Here is a 21727-nt window from a genome sequence, read left to right as displayed (position 1 = left end):
GACTTTCACGAGAGGGGGAGGGAGTGGGGAGAGTTAAAGTGGCTTATGGGCGCCAGAACCCGACCGTCTGGCGGACTTCTTCCATGATCGGCTCCGCGATTGCGTTCGCGCGCTCGGCACCGATGCGCAGGGCAGCGTCAATCTCGCCTGGATTATCCATCAACTCGCGCATGCGATTGGTGATCGGGGCGAGGTGATCGACGGCGAGGTCGGCAAGCGCCGGTTTGAACACGCCAAAACCCTTGCCGCCATACTCGGCGAGCACCTGTTCGTCGCTCATGCCTGCAAGCGCGCCATAGATTCCGACAAGGTTTGCGACTTCCGGGCGTCCTTCGAGGCCAGCGACTTCCGAAGGGACGTCGCCCAGCGTGTCGGTCTTCGACTTCTTGATCTTGCGCGAGATGGTGTCGGCATCGTCGATAAGGTTGATGCGCGAATTTTCGGCCGGATCAGACTTTGACATCTTCTTCGTGCCGTCTTTGAGGCTCATGATCCGGGCGCCGGGGCCTTCGGTCAGGGCTTCAGGCAGGGGGAAGAAGCCCGGCGCGCCGTAGTCGCGGTTGAAGCGGTCTGCGATGTCACGCGAGAGCTCGAGGTGCTGGCGCTGGTCTTCGCCGACCGGAACGTGCGTCGCCTTGTAGGCAAGGATGTCGGCAGCCTGCAGCACTGGATAGTTGAAGAGGCCGACCGAAGAGCGCTCAGCGTCCTTGCCGGACTTTTCCTTGAACTGGATCATCTTCTCCAGCCAGCCCATGCGGGCGACGCTATCGAAAATCCAGGTGAGTTCGGTGTGCACACGGACCGAGGACTGCGCGAACAGGACCGACTTGTCGGGATCGACGCCGCTCGCCATCATCGCAGCTGCGATCTGGCGGGTCTGGTTGGCCAGCTGCGACTGGTCAAACGGCATGGTGATGGCGTGCAGGTCAACGACACAGAAGACGCAGTCCCAACCATCATTCTGCAGCGTGGTGAATTTCTTCAGGGCACCAAGGTAATTTCCAAGGTGGAGATTGCCGGTGGGCTGGATACCGGAAAAGACCCGCTTGGGCCCGGTATAGGTCGGTGTGTCTTGCTCGCTCATGGCGGGGCGTTTAGCGCATGCCTCTAGCGGCGCAAAGCCCCCTTCATGTCACTGAGACGAATAGCGCCAAACAGGACTGCGAAAACGAGATAGGCTGCGGCCCCTGCTAGCGAGATCACGATGGCGCCGACGAATTTGGAATCGAGCGCGACCTCGGAAATCTGGCCGCTGATGCTGGCGAGATACCAGAGCAGTGCGCCGAGTGCCGATGAGGCCAGCATGACGGAGACGAGGCGTTTGAGAAGCTCCGGCCCCGGATTGTACCAGTCGCGGCGTTTCAGGGTCGCAAAGAGCAGGATGACGTTGATCCACGCCGCTGTGCTGGTCGCGATGGCAAGGCCGGGGAAGCCGTAGACGCCCTGCGACTTCAGGAAAAAGAAGAGGCCAGCGCCCAGCACCGTGTTCACAACCACAGAGATGAGAGAGAAATTCATCGGTGTACGCGTGTCTTCGCGCGCGAAAAAGCCCGGCGCGAGCACCTTGATTAGCACGAAGGCAGGTACGCCCCAACCGAAGTGGAAGAGCGCCTGCGCCGTTAGTGCTGCATCGTCGCTGGTAAAGTCGCCGCGCGTGAAAAAGCTGTCGACGAAGAGGAAAGGCGCGGCCATGAGCGCCGCAGCGGCGGGGACCGTCAGCGCCATGGCGAGGCCGATGCCATTGTCCATGATATCGCGGCTGTCGCCCTCATCGCTGGCACGGGCCGCGCGGGCGAGGCGCGGCAGGATTGCGAGGCCAACGGCTACCCCAACGAGGCCGAGCGGCAGCTGGTAAAGCCGGTCGGCTGAATAGAGCCAGGACTTTGCGCCCGCCTCAAAGCTTGCGAGCGCCTGGCTGACGACGATGTTAATCTGCATGCCGGACGCCGCGATCGTGCCGGGAATGGCGAGCGCCGCGACGCGTTTCACGCCAGGCGTGATCTTGGGAAAGCCGATGCTCAGCCGGACTTTCTGGCGGGAGACCCCGTACCAGAGCAGTGCGACCTGAAGCGCCCCTGCCACGGTGACGGCGATGGCGAGTGATTGGGCGACAGCATAATTGTCCGATCCCATGAAGGCTGCTGCGAGCAGGCAGAGATTGAGCAGGGTTGGCGCGCCTGCCGACATGCCAAAGCGCCCGGCAGAGTTCAGGACACCTGACAGGAGCGCCGCAAGCGCCATGAAGGCGAGATACGGCATGGTGATCTGCGTCAGCAGGATCGCCAGCGGAAAATGGACCGGGTCATTGCGATAACCGCCGTGCAGCAGCAGCATGATCCAAGGCATGGCGACCTGCGCTATGATGACTAGACCCACCGTGACTGCCAGGAGCCCTCTCAGCGTTTCTTCAGCAAGTTTGCGGGCAGCTTCTTCGCCTTCGGCTTCCATGGTGCGCGCATAGGCGGGGACGAAGGCCTGCGCGAATGCGCCTTCGGCAAAGACGCGTCTGAACAGGTTCGGGAACATCAGGGCGGTGAAGAAGGCGTCAGCCACCGGGCCTGCGCCCAGCTTGGCGAGAATGACAAGGTCGCGGGCAAAGCCGAGGATGCGGCTGCCAAGCGTCCAGCTCGACTGGGTCAACGTATTGCGAAGAACGCTCATGCTGGGTGCGCTATACCGCCAAGGTTAACAATCAGAAGCTGTCTGCCGCATTTGCCTGCTTCAGGCTGCGGGCAGGCGTGCGCGGCGCATCTGGCTCTTCACGCTGTAGCACTTCCAGCAGCTTCTCCTTGAGGGCAGCAAGCTTCACGTCGGTATAGCTCGCAGGGAGTTGGACGTAAAAAGCATCGAACACCCGCTCACCATAACTGCCGACATGAGCGGAATGAATGGAGATGTTCTCGTCGGCCAGAAGGCGGGCGACATCGTGCAGAAGGCCCGGCCTGTCGCGGCCAGCCACATCGATGACCGTGTAACCATCAGACAGCGTGTCATCGATCTTGACCTGCGGGATGACCTTGAAGGCCGCTTCGCGCCGGTAGGACTTGGCTGGGATGTTGGCCACAGGCTCATTGGTGGCGAAGGCGCGGCGAACCTCATTTTCGAGGCGTCTCAGACGGCCCTCATCACCCGCAGCGAACACGCCGCCCTTGCCATCCTGAAGGATGAAAACGTCGACGATGAAGCCCGATGGCGCGGTGAAAACCTGCGCGGAGACAACATTGGCGCTTTGTGATGCAATCGTCCCGGCAAGGCGTGAGAAGAGGCCCAGCCTGTCCTGACCGGCAACAAGTAGCGAGACACCGCCGCCATCTTCGCGGACATGCGCAGAGACGATGGGTGGGTCCCCGGCGCGGATCGTGCGGGCATGCTGCTCCAGCGCGTCGAGGTCAAAGCCGGTCCAGTAGGCTGGATCCATGTCGGACATCACTTCGGGTATCGTGCCCACGCGGTCTGCGAGCTGCTCACGGTTCAGTGCGGCGCGGCCTTCAAGTTCGCGAGAGACGCTGACGGCGTCGGTGCGCCCACCGCGCAGCGCGGCTTCGGTGTTCTGGTATAGGTCTTCCAGAAGCTGGCCCTTCCAGGCATTCCAGATGCCAGGCCCCACGGCGCGGATGTCTGCAATGGTGAGAATATAGAGCAACCGCAGTCGTTCGATTGAGCCCACCATGGAGGCAAAGCGGACGATGGTCTGCGGGTCTGCGATGTCGCGCTTCTGAGCGGTCTCACTCATTTCGAGGTGGTGGCCGACCAGCCAGGCAACGAGGTCTGTCTCGGCATCGGACAGGCCGAGGCGTTTGCCTGCAGCCGTTGCTGTCTTCGTGCCTTCAATTTGTTGGTCGCCGTGACCCTTGCCAGTGTCGTGCAGCAGCATGGCCAGATAGAGAATGTGCTTGTTGTCGATCTTCTGGAACAGTCGGTGGGGCAGTTCAAAGCCTTCGCCGCCCTCCCGGTCCATCTGCGCCATGTAATCGACAGCGCGGATCGTATGCTCATCCACCGTGAAGTGGTGATACATGTTGAACTGGGTCTGCGCGACGATGCCGCCGAATTCCGGAATGAAGCGACCGAGCACGTCAGCCTCATTCATCCGGTGCAGGGCCAGCCCGGGGTTTTTGCCGTTCACCAGAAGGTCGATGAAGATCTTGCTCATCTCTGGCTTGGAGCGCGTGCGCGAGTTGATGACGCGGGCATTGCGGGCCGCAATCGTCATGGCGTCGGGGTGGATGTCGTGTTCGGTCTCATCAGCCAGCTGGAAAAGGCGGATCAGGTTTTCCGGTGACTTCTTGAAGACGTCTTCATCCGTGACGCTGACGCGTTCGCCATCGAGGACAAAGCCTTCATGTTCCATGGGCTTTGGTGTGCCGGTGCGGATAAAGCGGCGCCAGCCTTCAGGCTTCTTGATCTGATCGGCTTCGAGTTTTGCCGCAAGGATGCGAGTGAGGTTACCCACATCCTTCGCCACGAGGAAATAGTGCTTCATGAAGCGCTCGACGCCAAGCTGGCCCGACCGGTCGCGGTAGCCCATGCGGGAGGCAATCTCTGGCTGAAGGTCGAAGCTCAGCCGCTCTTCGGCGCGGCCTGTGAGATAATGAAGATGGCAGCGCACCGTCCAGAAGAAGCGCGCTGCGCGGATGAAAACGCTGTATTCGTGCTTGGTGAAGGGGCCTGACTTCATCACGTCTTCAAGCGAGACGCCGTCATACATGTGCTTGGTGATCCAGTAGAGCGTCTGCAGGTCACGCAGGCCGCCCTTTCCCTCTTTCACATTAGGTTCGACCACGTAGCGCGTATTGCCCTGCTTGGCGTGGCGGCTATCGCGCTCTGCCAGCTTGTCGGCAATGAACTGCGCGTCGTAGCCTTCAACGGCCTCCTTGCGAAACTTTGCTTTGGTTTCAGCAGCGAGTTGCTCATCGCCGAAAAGAAAACGCGCATCGAGCAGGGAGCTCTTGATCGTCACATCCTGTTTGGACAGGCGGATGCACTCTTCGGGCGTCCGGAAGGCGTGACCGACCTTTATGCCGACATCCCAGAGGGCGTAGAGCATGTATTCGATGACGCTCTCTGCATGGGCCGATGCCTTGTAGGGGCGGATAAAGAGCAGGTCGACATCACTCGATGGCGCGAGGACGTTGCGGCCATAGCCGCCGGTCGCGAACACGGCGAGGCGCTCCCCCTCTGTGGGGTTGCGGGCGCGGTGCACATGGACGGTGATATAGTCATAGAGCGCGTGCAGCGTCTCATCCATGACGGCAGAGAGAAGCCGCGCCGTATCGAGACCGCCTGCGCCTTGTTGCAGGCGTTCCTGCGCGATCATCCGGCCGCGGAAGAGCGCACCGTGAAGGTGGTCGAGCACCTGTTTGCGCGCCTTGGCCTCATCAGACAGATTGTCGAGGAAGTCCGAGGTGAGCTTCACGCGAAGCGCGCGCCCATCAATGATGTTGGATATGTTCCACTTGCTCGGCCAGCGACGGGTCGGCAGCTTGCGGTGGACGAGGGAGTCGCTCTGTTCGCTCATGCAACAGAACCTAGCGCACAAGTCGGGCAGGTGACCAGCGTCGCTGTAATTGATTAATCGCCAGCAGAGCGACGCAGCGAGATGAAGGCCTGCTCGAAGACGGCTTCCGATGATGCGCAGACAATCTGGGGCCCCTGTTTGGCTTCGCGCCCCCGCCAGTCTCTCGCAATGCCGCCAGCGCCCCGTACAACCGGAATAAGCGCTGCGACATCATGTGGCTGCAGGCCCGATTCACAGACCAGATCGATGCTGCCAGCAGCAAGGCGACCATAGGCATAGGCATCAAGGCCATAGCGGCAGATGCGGGCCGTGTGCCGGATATGCGTCCATGCCCCCTGTTCGGCCGGGTTCATGATGAACGGATCGGTTGTGGCGATGATTGCCTGTCGCAGGTCATTGCAGGAAGACACGCGCAGCGGCGTGCGGCCCTTTGGCGTTTGCAACCAGGCCTCGCCCGGTGCGCCGATATAGCGCTCGCCGAGGACGGGCTGGTCAATGATGCCAATGACGGGATTGCCGTCCGGGTCCGCCAGCGCAATGAGCGTGGTCCAGACAGGAAGGCCTGCGAGAAAGGCACGTGTGCCGTCGATTGGGTCGAGCAGCCAGGTCCAGCCGGATCTGCCTTCATGCTTGCCAAACTCTTCGCCGTCGATGCCGTCATCCGGGCGCTCGACTGCAAGGATGGCACGGATGGCCTCCTCGCCAGCGCGATCCGCAACTGTGACGGGGTCGTAAGCGGCGCCGCCTGCCTTGTTTTCGGCATCAATGCCGGCGCGAAAATGCGGCGAAATCGCCTGCCAGGCCGCGTCAGCGAGCCGGCAGGCTAGGTCTACAAGATCAGACTGCGATGCAGGGAGGGTCATGCCTCGCGCTTATGGCGCGCGAGACAGGAAGGTCAAGCTGCGCCTGTGCCACTCTGGTCGGATTCCAGCGCTTTGGCGAGCTCGAGCAGGCGGCGGCGTGGACGCTCGCCGAGGCGGTAGTATGCCCGCACCAGTTCGAGGGTCTCTTTCTGGCTCAGGATGTCGCCGTCCATCGTGTCGGCGTCATTCGCGGCGAGAAGGTCGTCCTGCTCGATGCCGTCGAAGAAGTACTGGACCGAGACGTTCAGCGCTTTCGAGAGATCGAAAAGGCGGGACGAGGTCATGCGGTTTGCGCCGCACTCATATTTCTGGATCTGCTGGAAGCGGACCCCCACCTGGGACGCCAGCTCCTGCTGGGTCAGGCCGAGCAGCCTGCGGCGGCGGCGTAGTCTCTTGCCTACGTGAAGGTCGGTATTGTCAGTCATGCCCGGCTCCCCTTGATCATCCTTAAGCCCGGGATCGTCCCGGTTTGAGCGTCGCAGAGATGGAGAGCAAACTTCATGCCGTCCGGTTGTCTCAGTCTGATTTCATGCAAAAACGCATCGATGCAGATTTTGGGTCTTGCATTTTGTGCGCCGCACAATAAGTTGGTCTCAGCACTGCGGTGCTAACGCCTTCTGGCGTTTCCTCCCTTTACCTTATTCGGCCGCGCCAGCCTTGGCGCGGCCCTTTTTTTATGGGCGCAAGCGGTCGCTCAATTCAGAGATATTTTCCATCAGCCCATCTAGCTGATGCGACAGCGCGGCCATCGCGTCAATCGCTGTGACTTGAGCTTCATCAAGGTAAAGTCGCCGGTTTATCTCTATTTGCAAGGCGTGGACGTGCTGTTTCGGCCGGCCATACTTCCGTGTGGTAAAGCCGCCAGCATAAGGCGCATTCCTCACAACGCTGTATCCTGCCTTGCGTAATGTTCGCTCCACAAGGCCGGTCAGCTGGCCTGTGCAGCTCGACCCAAAGCGGTCGCCAAGCACGAAATCGGGCAAGTCAGGGCGGCCCGGCTGGGTCGACGGCATGGAGTGGCAATCGATCAGAATGGCGCAGCCATGCTTCTGACGCAGTGCAGCAATCTCGCCCGATAATGCGGCGTGATACGGCGTGTGAACAAAGTCCAGACGGGCGCGCCCGTCAGCTGGGTCCAGCTTTTTTGCATAAATGAACTCACCGCGCGCACCGATACGCGGGAAGCAGCCCAGTCCCGCTTCGACCCGGACTGTGGGTGCAGCGACAGGCCCTGGCGGGTCACCATGAAACATGGAGGCGTCAATCTCGCGCGGATCGCGGTTGAGATCGACAAAGGAGCGCGCATAGGTCGCTTTCAGCAGCCGCGCACCATAAAGAGGCGCGTTCGCGAACAGCTCATCGACATAGGCGTCTTCTGTCTGTTTTAGATCCAGAAGTGGCACACGCAAACTGTTGCGGAAGTGGTCGGGATATTCCCGCCCGCTGTGGGGGGACGCAAATATCAGCGGGCGTTCATCTGTTTCAGGCATGACGAGAGAGAAGGCCGGCAAGCTCAGCCCATTGCCCGGCATCGGGCTCTGCTCTTCTGTCGCCTCAATCGTCATCGTGCCATAGGTCGGTCATTGCCTTTCCGGGTCAAGCTTTACTCCCACGTTCACCGTCGATTTACCCGAACCGTGCTTTGTGCGATCAAACGACAGTCAGATAGCCGGAACGCAGTCCCCATGAGTAAGATACTTCTCGCCGAAGACGATGAAATGATGCGCACCTTTCTGGCTGCCTCGCTGAAGCGTGCCGGACACGATGTTCAGGACTTCGAGGATGGCGAGACAGCGCTGAACGCGCTTGAGCGTGAGGTGTTTGACCTGCTGCTGACTGACATCGTCATGCCTGGCATCGACGGTATCGAACTCGCCCGCCGCGGCGCAGAGCTCGACCCGGCCATGAAGATCGTCTTTATCACCGGGTTCGCTGCTGTCGCACTGGCGTCCGGCACGCCGACGCCTGCAGGTGCAAAGATCCTGTCGAAGCCATTCCATCTGCGTGAGCTGGTCGAGGAAGTCGACCGCGTCATCGCTGCCTGACATTTGCAGCTGAAACAGGCTTGACTTGGACGCTCCGACGTCCGATTAGGGCCGCTTCGAAACGGATGGGCGGTTAGCTCAGCGGTAGAGCACTACATTGACATTGTAGGGGTCACAAGTTCGATCCTTGTACCGCCCACCATTTTCCAAATCCTGACATCGAAATCTCCGCTGCCGAAGCCGAGGCGCGCATGTGATATGGCGGGCGTTTGCCATCGACCGAGATGCAGGTCGTAATTCTTCTCTTTCAGACGCCCCCATCGTGCCGAAGCATTGCGCAACGCACAGAAGTCCTTGTATTTAATAAGAAAATTCCAGAGTTTATCGTCAGGCGCGGTATCATCTATCGATTTCTCTATAGCATAGACAACATTCAATAAAACAAAAAATATAAATGACGCGATCACTTGCTGCCGGCAGAAAAAACATCGGAAATACAAGGTTTAACTTGGTTAATCGCTAGCATGCTCAATCGTTACTACGAATTGGGAAGAGCCCCGGAATAATCCGTTAATGACTGTTTCGACTAATCACTCTCAAAGCGGGAAATAATATGCGTCTTTCTACCAGAGGGCGCGTACTCGCAAGGAGGGGTGATGAAGCGTATCAGAGTACAGAAGTGGTCACTATTAAAGCGCACTGAGGGGTCTTCGGCGGTCGAATTTGCGATCGTAACGCCGGTGCTTCTTTTCCTTCTCTTCGGCATCATCGCATACGGCATTTTCTTCGGCGCCGTTCATTCTGTGCAGCAGCTTGCGGCGAACAGTGCGCGAGCTGCCATCAGTGGCCTTGATCTGGCTGAGCGCCAGGCTCTGGTAGAGCAGCACCTTGCGTCCTCGCTGGCTGATGGCGGACTTCTCACGCGGGACGCAGTGAGTGTGAGCGTCGAAACACTTGAGGACGATTCAAGCTATCTGCGCGTAGTGGTCGCCTTCGACGCGAGCGATTTGCCTGTCTGGAATCTCTATAGCGGGCTTCCTCTACCTGAAAAGACGATACGCCGGGAGGCAATCATCAGGGCGGGAGGATACTGATGCCTCAAATCCTGAACCCTGCGAGACCTTTGAAAGAACTTGCCCGCTCTCGCGCGGGCAATGTTGCCGTAATTACCGCGGCCTTCGCGCCTATCGCGGCAATGATGGCCGCAATGGCGATCGACACTGGCGCAATCTCGACGCAAAAGCGCGCGCTGCAAGGCCATGCGGACATGGCTGCGCTGGTTGCTGCATCAGACCTTCTCAATGCCGAGCGCGTCGCCCAGGCTTATCTGGCCGACAATGGGCGGACCGGAATTGAGATTGCGCGCAGCGAAGGAGGTGAAGAGGTCCGCTCCACCGCGGGCGCCACCATGCGCGTCGAAACAGGCAGGTACACAGCTGACAGAAACCTTTCAGCCTCCGAACGCTTCATCGTCGGGCAGGAGCCGCTCAACGCCGCTCGCGTGTCCCTTTCTGAGCCGCAGCATAGATTCTTCGACTTCCTTGGCGCCTCGTCAAAGCCTGTCGATGTCACCGGGGTCGCTGTCATATCTTCAGAGGCTGGCATTTCCGTCGGCTCCCGGCTCGCCCGCCTTGAAGGCGGCATTCTGAACGATCTTCTGTCCGCTTTACTCGGCGCCGAAGTGAGTCTTTCGGCAATGTCGTACGAAGCGCTGCTCGATGTAGAAGTCGATATGATCGATTGCATTGAGTGGTTGGCCGAGGATCTTGAGCTCACGGCCGTCACCTACTCTGACGTCCTCGAAACGAATATCGGTCTGGAAGACCTCCTGTCGGCGATGGCGGAAACAGCAGGCGAGAACGTTCTCGCGCGGCAGGCCTTGCGTACATTGGCCGACGACGCTCGCGGCGATGCGCGCACGCTTCGGCTTGGCGAGCTCATCGAACTCGGTCGGATCGAACCGCGCGCGCTTGGTGACCCATCTGCAGCCGCGGGAGTTTTGCTGAATGCGCTTCCCATGCTCATGGCGAGTGCAATGGTCGCGAATGGGGAGAACCAGATCGATCTGGCGCTATCGGCGCGTGCGGGGCAGCTTGTCCATGTCGACGCTACGCTCGTGATTGGCGAGCGCCCGCAAGGGCAATCATGGTTTGCGCTATCGGGTCTTCCGGGCGAAACGGTGTCGACGGCGCAGTTGCGTCTTTCAGTCGTGGCGGAAATCGGGGGCGGGCGGCTTCTTTCCAATGCGCTTGTCAGATTGCCCATCCATATTGACCTCGCCTCCGCCGACGCGCGCATCACAGACATTGCCTGCAAACAGGGCCAACGTGAGGCCGAGCGGGTACAAGTGGCGGTCAAGCCGTCCATTGCGCGCTTGCGGATTGCGGAAATTGAGGAGTCGGGACGGGTCCAGTCAGCCAAAATCCTTGACGGCCGACTGATCCAGATAGAGGCCTTCGCAGATGTACAGGCTGCCAATCCTGACGATACGCAGCTACGCTTTCTTCGCCACGAAATTGGAGGTGGCCCGAAAACGGCAGGCACCAACAAGGCGCTGGAAGGACTTTTGTCGTCTGCAATCACAAATCTCGACTATGAGATCGACGTGGTCGGCCTCCAATTGCTGAGTGACGCCTATATCGCGTCCATCCTCTCATCCCTGTTCAGTGACCTCGCAGCCCCGCTCGATCGGCTCGTCTTCAGCCTGACGTCAGCCCTGGGGCTTGGGCTCGGGGAGGCTGATGTCTGGGTGCATACTGCGTCCTGCAACGCTCCAGTGCTGGTGCAGTGAGAATTACTTTGACGATGAAAACAAACGGGCTAACAATGCAAAGCATTGAAAGCTATGGGTTTTATATTGCGCGTTCGATAGAAATTCGAATGTCTCCCGAGACCTTTTAGGAGTTGTAATGGCAAGGCCGGCAGGCGTCCGAAATCAAGATTTTGAGCAGAAAAAGCAGGCGCTTACGAACAAGCTGTTGGCCTTTGTACTGAGTGATGGCGTCGACAGGCCCTCCTTCAGGCAGCTGGCCATCGCGGCTGAAACATCCGAACCGACCCTTCGCCACTATTTCAAGGACCGGACAGGTCTGATCATTCACCTTCTGGAGCAGATCAACGACCGATCAGAGCCGATGAGAGAGGCCCTGCGGCAGCCGCAGGAGAATCTCGATGACGCGGTGAAAGGATATTTCCGGCAGATGGCGGCGCTCACGCGCACCGACTCTTACGTAAAGGTGCACGCCTTCGGGATTCGTGAGGCGATGGCTGACGAGGAAATCCAGAAATTCTACCTTCAGAAGTATCTCGCATCCGGCATAGATTCCGTGGCCGAGCGTCTGGTGCGTTCGAAGGGTGGCATGAAATCATTTGACGAAGCCCGCCATGCGGCCATCCTGATCGTGTCAGCCTCGCTCCTTCGCGTCGTCCACCAGGAAGTTCTGAGGGGGAAAGTCCACAAGCCGCTCGATGAAGACATCTACTTTGAGCGGGTCGGCGAATGGCTGCTCAACGGCCTGAGGCCGACCTCAGGCGAGTAGGTCTGAAAGCCGTTCGACTGTCTCTGCAGGCGTAGACCAGCTTGTAACGAGCCGGTGCGAGCCACCAATCCAGGGATAGAAGGTCGCGCCCGCATCTGTCAGCGCGCGCAGATTGGCATCGCTGAGGCGAACAAAGATCTCATTGCCGTGAACAGGGTGAACCAGTTCCGTCTCGCCATCGCGGCAAAGAAGGTTTGAGACTTCGCGCGCGCGCTGGTTTGCAGTGGCGGCGAGGGAGAGCCAGCGGTCATCTGCGAACATCGCGATCGCCTGCGCCGCCAGATAGCGCATCTTGGGCGGCATATGGCCCGAGCGCTTCGCGCGGGCTTTCAGCTCATTGAATTTCTGCCGGGCACTGCCGAACAGGATAATAATCTCGCACCCCATCGCGCCCGTCTTGGTCAGGCCGAGCGTGAGTACATCAACGCCCGCCTTCCAGCTCATCTCCGCTGGCGACGCGCCGGTTGAGACGAGCGCATTGGCAAAGCGTGCGCCATCAAGGTGGACCGTAAGGCCTGCATCCTTCGCGAGCGCGCAGAAATGTTTGACCTGAGCGACCGGGTAGGCCGTGCCAGACTCGGTGAGGTTGGTCAGCGAGAGGACGTGCGCGGGCGTCTCATGTACAAAATCCGGCTTGATGCCTGCGATCGCCTCGCGAAGCGCCGCTTCATCAATCTGCGCCCCCTCGCCGGGCAAAAGCTGGAGCTTGCCGCCGCCGGTGAAGAATTCAGGCGCCGAGCGTTCGTCCCGCGCAATGTGAGCTTCCTCATGGCAGAGGATCGCGCCCATGGGCGGGCAGAAACAGGAGAGGGCCAGCGCATTCGCCGCGGTGCCCGAAGCACAGAGCCAGAAATCGAAGTCGCTGGTCTCCAGAACACGCGTCAGCTCATCGCGCAGACGCGTCGTCACCTCGTCGGCGCCATAGCTCGGCTGCATGCCATTGTTCACCCCGGCAAGGGCTTCGAGCACGGCTGGATGGGCTGGTGCGGACGTATCGGAAGAGAAGTTCATCAGACCTGCGTATCGGGTGTCTGCCACATGAGATGTTGGCCGCCATCAGTGGCGATCATCTGGCCGGTGACGCTGTCGCCTTCGATGAGATAGCGCATGGCGCGGACGATTTCTTCGGGGCGGGAGCCTTCCTGCGTCAGCGTTGCCTGTCTCTCCGCTTCGAACTCTTCGTCGCTCTGGTGAACGCTGGCGAGCGTCGGGCCGGGGCCGATGCCGTTTACCCGGATGTTCGGGGCCAGCGCCTGCGCCAGTGTCTTCGTCGCTGTCAGGAGCGCCGCTTTGGACAGGGTGTAAGTGAAGAACTGCGGATTGAGCTTCCAGACGCGCTGGTCGATCACATTGATGATCAGGCCTTTCTCGTCGCCCGGTAGCGCCTTGGCAAATGCCTGCGAGAGCGCGATCGGTGCGCGCAGATTGGCATCGAAATGAAGGTCCCAGCCCTGACGGTCATGGTCGAGGGCCGTGTCATCTTCAAAGGCTGATGCAGAGTTGACGAGCAGCCTGAGCGGTCCGCCGAGCTTCTCCTGCGCGGATGGTATCAGTGCCTTTAGGTCTTTTTCTTCAGTGAGGTCGCCCTGCACGATGACGCCCATGCCGCCAGCCTTGCTGATCGCATCCGCAGTTTCCTGCGCGCCTTCGGCAGATGAGCGGTAGTGCACCGCAACGCTCCAGCCATCTTCGCCCAGCGCTTCAGCGAGCGCGCGGCCAATGCGTTTGCCTGCGCCTGTAATCAAAGCGCGTTTCGGGGTCAGCCTATGATCTGCCAATCCAGCTCTCCACTTCGCCAGTGATGTCCCAGCCATGGATGAGGCCGTAGATATACGCGGCATAGACGAGCAGCATTGCAAGCGCTGCAAGCCGCGTCACACGGCTGCGTGGCAGGACGAACAGGCCGAGAACTATAGCGGCGCCCGCAAGTGCCCAGTGGTCGAACTGAAGAAAGGTCGGAGCGAGATCTGTCGGGCCAAAGAAAGCGATGATCGCGCCAGAGCCTGCCAGATTGAAGATGTTGGAGCCAATGACATTGCCAATCACGACCTCGCCGCGGCGACGAAGGCCGGCTGCGATGCCTGCGCCAAGTTCTGGCAGCGAAGTACCGATGGCGAGCAGGGTCAGGCCGATCACTTCCTCAGGCACGGCATAGATGCGAGCGATGCCCACGCCGCCTTCGACGATGAGATGCGCGCCAAGCGGCAGGCCGACCAGGCCGATGACCAGGTTCACCCACATGGCCACGGTGCCAAGCGACTCGCCTTCATCTTCAAGGCCGACATCGATTCCTTTGCGGATGCCCTGAGATGTCCAGACCAGCATCAGAATCGAGTAGAGAATGAGACTGCCGAGCAGCACGAAGCCGAAGACCGGCGTTAGCGGCATGAAAGCCGTCCAGCCAATCCAGACGGCCGTCACAGCAATCATGATCCAGTAGGACCGGCGAAGGCCGAACTGGCGCGTGGCGAGTGGGATGAGGAAGGCGGGGACGGCGAGCACCAGCCAGATATTGGCGATGTTCGAGCCGACGATGTTGCCGATCGCGATGCCGGGCTGTCCTTGACTGGAGGCATCAACCGCGACGACCATTTCTGGCGCCGATGTGCCAAAGCCGACAATCAATATACCGGCCACGAGTGGAGACACGCCAATCCGGCGTGCGAGTGCCACGGCCCCGTTTACAAGGAAGTCGCCCGCAACGGCGAGAATGACGAGGCCGCCGACAAGGGCTGCAAGAAGCGTCAGGTCAGGCAAGGGTACTTTTCAGGTAACCTAGTCGAGACGGCGATAGTCGATCAGGTTCAGGATGCCGAAAATGGCGACAGTTGCGCCGATTGCGAAGAGTGCAAACATGGTCTTTAGCTCCGAATTCGTCGTTCGCTGCGCTAACTAGACTGTGTTAGCCCGTTTGGCGAGGGGCGTTTTCACAGATTGGGTAGAGTTATGGCCCGCATCAGGCAGCGAATCTTTCAGGCATGGTTCCGCTTCAGGCGGCCAATGACGCTCGGCGTGCGCGCTCTGGTGGAGCGATCTGACGGCAAGGTCCTGCTGGTGCGCCATACCTATACCAAGGGGCTCTACCTTCCCGGCGGGGGTGTCGAGAAAGGCGAGATTGCCAGCGTGTCACTCCTGCGTGAGCTGAAGGAAGAGGGCGGGGTCGAGCTGACCGGCACGCCGCGACTTGTCGGCATCTATTCAAACGAGGCAATCTTTCCGAACGATCACGTCGTCTTCTATCATTTGCGGCCCGGCGACTGGGTGGGCGGCGAAGCAACCAGTGTGGGTGAGATTTCAGAGATTGTCTGGGCAGACCCGCACGCCCTGCCGGAGGATACGACGCCTGCGACCCAGCGGCGCGTCGCTGAAGTCTTTTCCGGTGGGCCGGATGATGGCTATTGGTGAGGGTCGTCGTCTGACGCGGTCAGGCCCTTCACATAGTCGATGGCCGTCATCACCGCGAGGACCGCAGCGACCCAGACCATGACGAGCCCGGCCAAAAGTGTGCCGCGCGACAGGACCCAGTTCGGCGAATAAGTGTCGGCGTCCGCTGCAACAGCGCTGATCGCCATGCCCAGAAGGACGAGCGCGATACCGCCAAGGACGAGCGCGGTCTTCATCTTGGCACTGTTGGACACTTTCATCGTGCCAGGATTGCCCATCGCTTCGCGCATGGCGGTGATGAGCACGTCGCGGCTCACAATGGCGAGTGTTGGCAGGGTGATGTACCACGACCATTTATCGATAAAGGCGAGCGCGAGAAGGCTGGACGCTGACAGCAGCTTGTCACCGATCGGGTCAAGCCGCGCGCCAAAGGCCGATTCTGCATCAAGCTTCCTTGCCAGCCAGCCATCGAGCCAGTCCGTCAGCGCCACGAATGAAAAGAGCGCAAAGGGCAGAAATGCCATCAGTGTCGCGCCATCACCTGCGCGCAGGCGCGTACTGAAATCCAGAATGGTGTAGCCGACAACGATCGCCAGAATGCAGCGTCCGATCGTCAGGGCATTTGGCAGCCATTTCAAAGTCATGCTGTCCTAACCGCCATTGAAATGGCCATAGATACGTTCAGCGAGTGAGCGATTGATTCCCTCAACGCTTTCAAGATCAACCAGCTTGGCACGTGACACGCCTTTTGCCGACCCGAAGTGATGCAAAAGTGCTTTTTTGCGGGACGGTCCGATCCCTTCGATCTCATCCAGCGGTGAGGATTTGATGTCCGCGGAGCGCTTGGCGCGGTGTGCGCCAATGGCCCAGCGGTGCGCCTCATCGCGCAGGCGCTGCAGGTAGTAGAGGACGGGCGTGTCTGGCGGCAGCTGGAAGGGCGCCTTGCCGGGGCGGAAGAATTTCTCGCGCCCCGCATTCCGGTCAGGCCCCTTCGCGATGGACACCAGCGTGACATCGTCTGTGCTGAGGCCAAGCTCCGTCAGCGTCTCGGTCACGGCGCTCAGCTGGCCAAGGCCGCCGTCGATTAGGACGAGGTCTGGGTATGTCTCCAGCTCAGAAATCGTGACCTTCTGCTCGTCGGCTTCCTTGAGCAGGCGCTTGAACCGGCGCCGCATGACTTCGCGCATCATGCCATAGTCATCGCCTGGCTCCAGCGCGGTGTCCTTGATGTTGAACTTTCGGTACTGGCCCTTGATGAAGCCTTCAGGCCCGGCAACCACCATGCCGCCAACGGCATTCGAGCCCTGGATGTGGCTGTTGTCGTAGACTTCGACCCGTTTTGGCTCTCCGGGCAGATCGAACGTTTTCGCGAGATCCTTGAGCAGGCGTTGCTGGCTTGCCGTTTCAGCAAGCTTGCGTGATAGCGCCTCGGCCGCATTACGCGTCGCCTGCGCGACGAGCTCGCGCTTGTCGCCGCGTTGCGGGGTGCGGATCTCGACTTTCCGGTTGGACTTCAGCTCAAGAGCTTCGGCAATCAGCTCGCCCTGATCCGGCGCCTGATTGGTCAGGACCAGTTTTGGCGGCGGCCGCTTGTCATAGAACTGGACGAGGAAAGCCGACAGGATTTCCGGCGCGGTCTCTTCTTTCTCGTGGCGCGGGAAGTGGATCGTCGCGCCCCAGTTCTGACCGGCGCGGATGAAGAAGACCTGCACGGCAGACTGCCCGCCCTCCATTGCGATGGAGAAGATGTCTGCTTCCTCGATCCCGTCCGGATTGATGTCCTGCTGCGCGCGGACGACAGCCAGCGCCCGTATGCGGTCGCGCAGGCTTGCGGCGCGTTCGAACTCCATATTCTCGGCGGCAGCTTCCATCTCGCTGGCGAGGTCTGCCTGAAGGTCGGTGGCCTTGCCCTTCAGGAAGTCGGCCGCCTGATTGGCGAGCTTTGTATAGGCCTCCTCGCTGACAAGGTCGACGCATGGGGCAGAGCACCGCTTGATCTGGTGCAGCATGCAGGGCCGCGTGCGTTGCGAGAAAACGCTGTCCTCGCAGGTGCGTAGCAGGAAGGCCTTCTGCAGCGTGTCGAGGGTGCGCGTCACTGCATTGGCGCTGGCGAACGGGCCGAAATAGTCGCCCCGGTCCTGCTTGGAGCCGCGATATTTCAGGATCTGCGGATAGTCGTGGTCGCGGCGGATCAGGATGTAGGGGAAGGATTTGTCATCGCGTAGCAGGATGTTAAAGCGCGGCTTCAGCGACTTGATGAGGCTCGCTTCCAGCAGCAGCGCCTCGGTCTCTGTCTCCGTGACAACGAATTCCATGCGCGCAGTGAGCGCGATCATCGCGGCGATACGCTGTGTGTGGCCACCCAGGCGGGCATAGTTCGAAACGCGCGCCTTCAGATTGCGGGCCTTGCCGACGTACAAGACCTCATCCTTGGTCCCGAACATGCGATAGACGCCTGGCTTTGCGGGCAGGCGTTTCAGATTGTCCTTGATGACATCGACGCCCCGCCGGGCTGGTCTGTTGGATGAGGTTTCTGACATGCTGGCGCTAACCTAATGGCAGCCGCGCCCGCCGCCTAGTTGGGCAGCTGTCAGGCGTGCTGCGGACTGCATCTACTGCGGCTAGATTTGCAATCAGCCTGTGCGGGCCCAATTCTTTGAGCTGAGAGCCCCGCGCCCGCTTGTGCACGGCGCGCGGGCGACATATGCAGACCCACGCCTTCCAAAGGAGTTCAGTCACATGGCAACCGAAATCGCCCTTAGCCGCGCCGTAGAGCGTGTCCAGCCTTCAGCTACGATCGCTGTCACGACCAAAGCGAACGAAATGAAGCGTCAGGGCATCGACGTCATTGGCCTTGGTGCCGGTGAACCGGATTTCGACACGCCCGAGCATGTGAAAGAAGCCGCGATTAAGGCGATCAATGACGGCAAGACCAAGTACACGCCTGCAGACGGCATCCCTGAGCTGAAAGAGGCCATCTGCGCCAAGTTCAAGCGCGACAATGACCTTGAGTATACGCCGGCCCAGATCAACGTGTCGCCGGGCGGCAAGGCCGTTCTCTACAACGCTTTCATGGCGACGCTGAACCCGGGCGACGAGGTGATCGTGCCTGCGCCTTACTGGGTGAGCTATCCTGAGATGGCGCGTCTGGCTGGCGGCGATCCGGTCTTCGTGCAGTGCGGCCCGAACTCCAATTACAAGCTTTCTCCCGAGGCGCTTGAGCAGGCGATCACGCCGAATACCAAATGGCTGGTCCTTAACTCGCCATCGAACCCGACCGGCGCAGCTTACACCAAAGAAGAGCTGCGCGCGCTCGCCGATGTTCTTCTGAAGCACCCGCACGTCTGGGTGATGACCGACGACATGTATGAGCACCTCGTCTATGACGACTTCAAGTACTTCACGATCGCGCAGGTCGAGCCGAAGCTCTACGACCGCACGCTGACGGTGAACGGTGTCTCCAAGGCCTATGCGATGACCGGCTGGCGGATCGGGTATGCCGGCGGCCCTGAAAAGCTGATCGCGACGATGCGCAAGATCATGTCGCAATCCACCTCGAACCCATGTTCGATCAGCCAGTATGCGAGCGTTGCGGCTCTCAATGGCGATCACAGCTTCCTGGCGGAGCGCAATGAAGTCTTCAAATCGCGCCGCGACATGGTCGTGAACGCGCTGAACGATTGCGAAGGCCTGTCCTGCGCAACGCCAGAAGGCGCGTTCTACGTCTACCCAAGCTGTGCGGGCGTCATCGGTAAGTCTTCGCCGAAAGGGGCGCTGATCAGCTCTGACAAGGATTTTGCCACCGCGCTTCTGGAAGAAGAGCAGGTCGCCGTTGTCTTTGGTGAAGCCTTTGGTCTGTCGCCAGCGTTCCGTATTTCCTACGCGACCTCCACCGAGGCGCTGGAAGAAGCCATGAAGCGTATCAAGCGCTTCTGTGCGGCGCTGAAATAGCCCAGACTTTCAAGCTCCAGCTATAGGCAGGCTCTATAGCTGGAGCTTCTAAATCCAATTTGTATGCGCTCCGGCGGGTCCCCATTTCAGTGCCATCACTGGTCACTGAAGACGATGAGACACGTCTGGAGGTATCGAAATGAGTAATACAGATCGAAATGCATCGATTGAGGCCCTGCGTAATGTGCTGGGCGACACCTATGCGCTTTATGTGAAGACGCACGGCTATCACTGGAACGTCACCGGGCCGCGCTTCAAGTCGCTACACGAGCTGTTCATGCAGCAATACACGGAGCTCTGGACGGCGCTGGATGAGCTTGCCGAGCGCCTGCGGGCGCTTGGGAAGTTCGCACCCGGCTCAACCGAAGAAATCCTGTCCAGCGCGACGATCAAGCCGGACAATGGCGTGCCGGACGCTGAAGACATGATCAACAATCTCGTGCGCGGTCATGAGATGCTGGCGGAAGTTGCGCGCAAGGGCGTCGAGGCTGCCGAAAGCGATGGCGACGTCGTGACGGCCGACTTGCTCACACAGCGCGCGGCGATATCCGAGAAGGCGGCATGGATGCTGCGCGCCAGCATCTAGCTGGTGGCCCGTCAGTCAAAAAGGCAGAAAAAAAGCCCGGCTGCGAGTGATCGCGCCGGGCTCTAAGTATCGGTTCCTACTTGGAGGGAGGAAACGCACAATCGGAGGAGATTGGCTGAAGCCGGAACCAAGGCATGCGCGTCAGCTAAATGCTGCGTATGCGAAAGAAAACACCCGTTTCAGTATTGAAGCCATGCATTTCTGCATGTTACCTAGGGTCAGCTTGCACGAAGTTGCAGGTTTTCGCGTTTGATCGCGTCCACTTCGGCCGTGAGGAAGTCCCGGAACACCGCGATTCGCTTGGATCGCTTGAGGTCGCTTGGATAGATGAAGAAGAGGTCGAAGGTCGGCCCGGTATGGTCCGGCAGGACGCGCACCAGCTTCGGCACCGCGCTCACCATATAGTCTGGAAGGTCCGCGATCCCGATGCCGGCTTCGACGGCGCGCAGCATGGCTGGCACGTTTCGCACCTGCAGCGTTGCCTTGCGCGGGAGCGTATCATCGCGGCCAACCCGCTGGGCCCAGCTCATCGCGTCCAGCGGCGTATTTTCCGTGCCGTAGCCAATGATCCGGTGATTATCGAGATCCTGCGGCGTGCGCGGCGTGCCATGCGCCTTCAGGTATTCCGGTGACGCATAGAGGTTCGTCGCGACCGTGCCGAGCTTGCGCTGGATCAGGTCGGACTTGTCAGCCGCCCAGAGGCGGATGGCGCATTCCGCTTCCAGCTTCAGAAGGTCATAGGTCTCGCCATCGTCGAGGCGCAGATCGATCCGCATCCCGGAATTGGCGCTGAGAAAGTTGCCCAGTCGCGGCACCAGCCAGGTCGAGCCGAAAGCTACAGGGGCTGTAACCACGAGGTCGCCCTGGGCCACATCCTGCTGGTCGCGAAGGGCTGCATTGGCCGACTGCGCCGCAGAGGCCATGTCCATGGTCGAGCGGTGAAGCGTATGGCCAGCATCCGTGAGGACAAGACCGCGCGCATGGCGCTGGAATAGCGAGACGCCAAGCTGTTCTTCAAGGGCGGAAATTTGCCGCGAGACAGCCGACTGCGAAATGCCGAGGCGTTCACCCGCGGCCGTCAGGCTGCCAGCTTCTGCCGCAGCGTGGAAGGATTTGAGCTTGTCCCAGTCCATAACGTCTTTTGGATGACACGCTCACGGACGTCAGGGCAAGCGGATTATGTGCTGCGTATGCGAACGCTGCAGGTGCTTACTGGCTCACCCAGAGGATGCGCGCAATCCAGTTGATTTGCGACGGTTTAAAAGTGCGGACAGGATGGTCGGGATTGAGTGAGACAAGCTCGACCTGCGTTTCGGTCTGCCGACCGAGCACCTTCGCCATGACCTCGCCGTCCTCGGTCTTGACCACAACACGGTCGCCCTTGCGCACCTGTGCGCCGGGGGCGACGATGATGCGGTCGCCTTCGCGATAGGCAGGCTCCATACTGTCGCCGGTGATCTCCAGCGCATAGACAGGATCGCCGCCAAGGCCGGGAAACCGGACCTCGTCCCAGCCGCCGCCGGTTGGAAAGCCGCTATCATCGAAGAAGCCATCGGCACCAGCCTGCGCAAGGCCAATGAGCGGGGCCGTCGCGCCGCGATGGCCTTCGATAAGGGCTGCAAAATCATCCATGCCCGCGCCCACTGCTTCCAGAGCCCGGGCAATGCTTTCGGTCGATGGCCAGCGCAGGCGTCCATCCTTGGCCTGGCGTTTGGAGGGGTTGAAGCTTGTCGGGTCGAGACCCGCCTGACGGGCAAGGCCAGAGGCGCTGAGGCCGTTCTTCTCTGCCAGAAGATCTATGCCCTTCCAGACGTCGCCGTGGCGCATGATCATTGATCTCCGCTTGCTCCCTGATTTCCTAACATGGGAACAAATACCTAGCAAGCTTGATGCTTGCCGCG

General features: G+C 60.2%; 20 protein-coding genes and 1 tRNA gene. 8 read left to right on the top strand and 13 right to left on the bottom strand.

What is annotated here, in order from left to right; all coding sequences use genetic code 11:
• Nucleotides 1-43: 43 nt before the first annotated feature.
• The 6 genes from trpS to KUV46_04430 all read right to left on the bottom strand — a co-directional run bounded on the left by trpS (nt 44) and on the right by KUV46_04430 (nt 7946).
• Nucleotides 44-1084 carry a tryptophan--tRNA ligase gene (gene trpS, locus KUV46_04455; protein ID QYJ01649.1) on the bottom strand — a complete coding sequence of 347 codons (1041 nt, stop codon included), beginning with the start codon at nt 1082-1084 and terminating at the stop codon, nt 44-46.
• A 23-nt stretch (nt 1085-1107) separates the two neighbouring features.
• Entirely contained in the window at nt 1108-2661 is a 1554-nt protein-coding gene (gene murJ / locus KUV46_04450) for a murein biosynthesis integral membrane protein MurJ (protein QYJ01648.1), read from the bottom strand.
• Nucleotides 2662-2692: 31 nt separating this feature from the next.
• Nucleotides 2693-5518 (bottom strand): [protein-PII] uridylyltransferase, encoded by a 2826-nt coding sequence (locus KUV46_04445; GenBank protein QYJ01647.1) that lies wholly within the window; start codon nt 5516-5518, stop codon nt 2693-2695.
• Nucleotides 5519-5571: 53 nt separating this feature from the next.
• Nucleotides 5572-6381, bottom strand: coding sequence for an inositol monophosphatase family protein (locus tag KUV46_04440; GenBank protein QYJ01646.1), 810 nt, complete (start codon nt 6379-6381; stop codon nt 5572-5574).
• 32 nt (nt 6382-6413) lie between these two features.
• On the bottom strand, nt 6414-6806 hold the full coding sequence (locus tag KUV46_04435) for a helix-turn-helix transcriptional regulator (protein ID QYJ01645.1): 393 nt from the start codon (nt 6804-6806) through the stop codon (nt 6414-6416).
• 249 nt (nt 6807-7055) lie between these two features.
• On the bottom strand, nt 7056-7946 hold the full coding sequence (locus KUV46_04430) for an N-formylglutamate amidohydrolase (GenBank protein QYJ01644.1): 891 nt from the start codon (nt 7944-7946) through the stop codon (nt 7056-7058).
• 120 nt (nt 7947-8066) lie between these two features.
• Between KUV46_04430 and KUV46_04425 the strand changes: the two genes are divergently transcribed.
• From KUV46_04425 to KUV46_04405, 5 genes are all read left to right on the top strand, one after another.
• On the top strand, nt 8067-8426 hold the full coding sequence (locus KUV46_04425; GenBank protein QYJ01643.1) for a response regulator: 360 nt from the start codon (nt 8067-8069) through the stop codon (nt 8424-8426).
• 67 nt (nt 8427-8493) lie between these two features.
• Nucleotides 8494-8568: transfer RNA gene (locus KUV46_04420), tRNA-Val, on the top strand.
• 454 nt (nt 8569-9022) lie between these two features.
• A complete protein-coding gene (locus KUV46_04415; GenBank protein QYJ01642.1) occupies nt 9023-9460 on the top strand; it encodes a pilus assembly protein in 438 nt (145 codons plus the stop codon).
• Nucleotides 9460-11157: a hypothetical protein gene (locus tag KUV46_04410; GenBank protein ID QYJ01641.1), complete on the top strand. Its 1698-nt coding sequence runs from the start codon at nt 9460-9462 to the stop codon at nt 11155-11157. The genes KUV46_04415 and KUV46_04410 overlap by 1 nt, the downstream gene beginning before the upstream one ends.
• Nucleotides 11158-11275: 118 nt before the next feature.
• Nucleotides 11276-11905 (top strand): hypothetical protein, encoded by a 630-nt coding sequence (locus KUV46_04405; protein ID QYJ01640.1) that lies wholly within the window; start codon nt 11276-11278, stop codon nt 11903-11905.
• Here KUV46_04405 and KUV46_04400 read toward each other — a convergent pair.
• From KUV46_04400 to KUV46_04390, 3 genes are read right to left on the bottom strand one after another with little or no spacing between them, the layout of a single operon-like run.
• Nucleotides 11894-12916 carry a low specificity L-threonine aldolase gene (locus KUV46_04400; GenBank protein QYJ01639.1) on the bottom strand — a complete coding sequence of 341 codons (1023 nt, stop codon included), beginning with the start codon at nt 12914-12916 and terminating at the stop codon, nt 11894-11896. The two genes, KUV46_04405 and KUV46_04400, sit on opposite strands and share 12 nt — an antisense overlap.
• On the bottom strand, nt 12916-13719 hold the full coding sequence (locus tag KUV46_04395) for an SDR family oxidoreductase (GenBank protein QYJ01638.1): 804 nt from the start codon (nt 13717-13719) through the stop codon (nt 12916-12918). The genes KUV46_04400 and KUV46_04395 overlap by 1 nt, the downstream gene beginning before the upstream one ends.
• A complete protein-coding gene (locus tag KUV46_04390; GenBank protein QYJ01637.1) occupies nt 13670-14662 on the bottom strand; it encodes a calcium/sodium antiporter in 993 nt (330 codons plus the stop codon). Before KUV46_04390 ends, KUV46_04395 begins: the two co-directional genes overlap by 50 nt.
• 189 nt (nt 14663-14851) lie before the next feature.
• On the opposite strand from KUV46_04390, the gene KUV46_04385 reads away from it, so the two are divergent.
• Nucleotides 14852-15310 carry an NUDIX domain-containing protein gene (locus tag KUV46_04385; protein ID QYJ01636.1) on the top strand — a complete coding sequence of 153 codons (459 nt, stop codon included), beginning with the start codon at nt 14852-14854 and terminating at the stop codon, nt 15308-15310.
• On the opposite strand, the gene KUV46_04380 is transcribed toward KUV46_04385, so the two are convergent.
• Together KUV46_04380 and uvrC are read right to left on the bottom strand one after the other, a co-directional pair.
• A complete protein-coding gene (locus tag KUV46_04380) occupies nt 15301-15927 on the bottom strand; it encodes a CDP-alcohol phosphatidyltransferase family protein (GenBank protein ID QYJ01635.1) in 627 nt (208 codons plus the stop codon). The two genes, KUV46_04385 and KUV46_04380, sit on opposite strands and share 10 nt — an antisense overlap.
• Nucleotides 15928-15939: 12 nt before the next feature.
• The gene (gene uvrC, locus KUV46_04375; GenBank protein QYJ01634.1) at nt 15940-17829 is read right to left on the bottom strand and encodes an excinuclease ABC subunit UvrC; all 1890 of its coding nucleotides are present in this window, start codon (nt 17827-17829) and stop codon (nt 15940-15942) included.
• 199 nt (nt 17830-18028) lie between these two features.
• Here uvrC and KUV46_04370 point away from each other — a divergent pair, with 199 nt between their 5' ends.
• Both KUV46_04370 and KUV46_04365 read left to right on the top strand, forming a co-directional pair.
• Nucleotides 18029-19240 carry a pyridoxal phosphate-dependent aminotransferase gene (locus KUV46_04370; protein ID QYJ01633.1) on the top strand — a complete coding sequence of 404 codons (1212 nt, stop codon included), beginning with the start codon at nt 18029-18031 and terminating at the stop codon, nt 19238-19240.
• Nucleotides 19241-19379: 139 nt separating this feature from the next.
• A complete protein-coding gene (locus KUV46_04365; protein ID QYJ01632.1) occupies nt 19380-19826 on the top strand; it encodes a DNA starvation/stationary phase protection protein in 447 nt (148 codons plus the stop codon).
• A 218-nt stretch (nt 19827-20044) separates the two neighbouring features.
• Here the strand turns inward: KUV46_04365 and KUV46_04360 are convergent, their stop codons facing one another.
• Together KUV46_04360 and KUV46_04355 are read right to left on the bottom strand one after the other, a co-directional pair.
• On the bottom strand, nt 20045-20959 hold the full coding sequence (locus KUV46_04360) for a LysR family transcriptional regulator (GenBank protein ID QYJ01631.1): 915 nt from the start codon (nt 20957-20959) through the stop codon (nt 20045-20047).
• 76 nt (nt 20960-21035) lie between these two features.
• A complete protein-coding gene (locus tag KUV46_04355; GenBank protein QYJ02346.1) occupies nt 21036-21656 on the bottom strand; it encodes a helix-turn-helix transcriptional regulator in 621 nt (206 codons plus the stop codon).
• Nucleotides 21657-21727: the final 71 nt, after the last annotated feature.

The organism is Thalassovita mediterranea, from assembly GCA_019448215.1.
Classification (GTDB): Bacteria; Pseudomonadota; Alphaproteobacteria; order Caulobacterales; family Hyphomonadaceae; genus Henriciella.
This window is presented reverse-complemented; position numbering and strand designations above follow the sequence as displayed.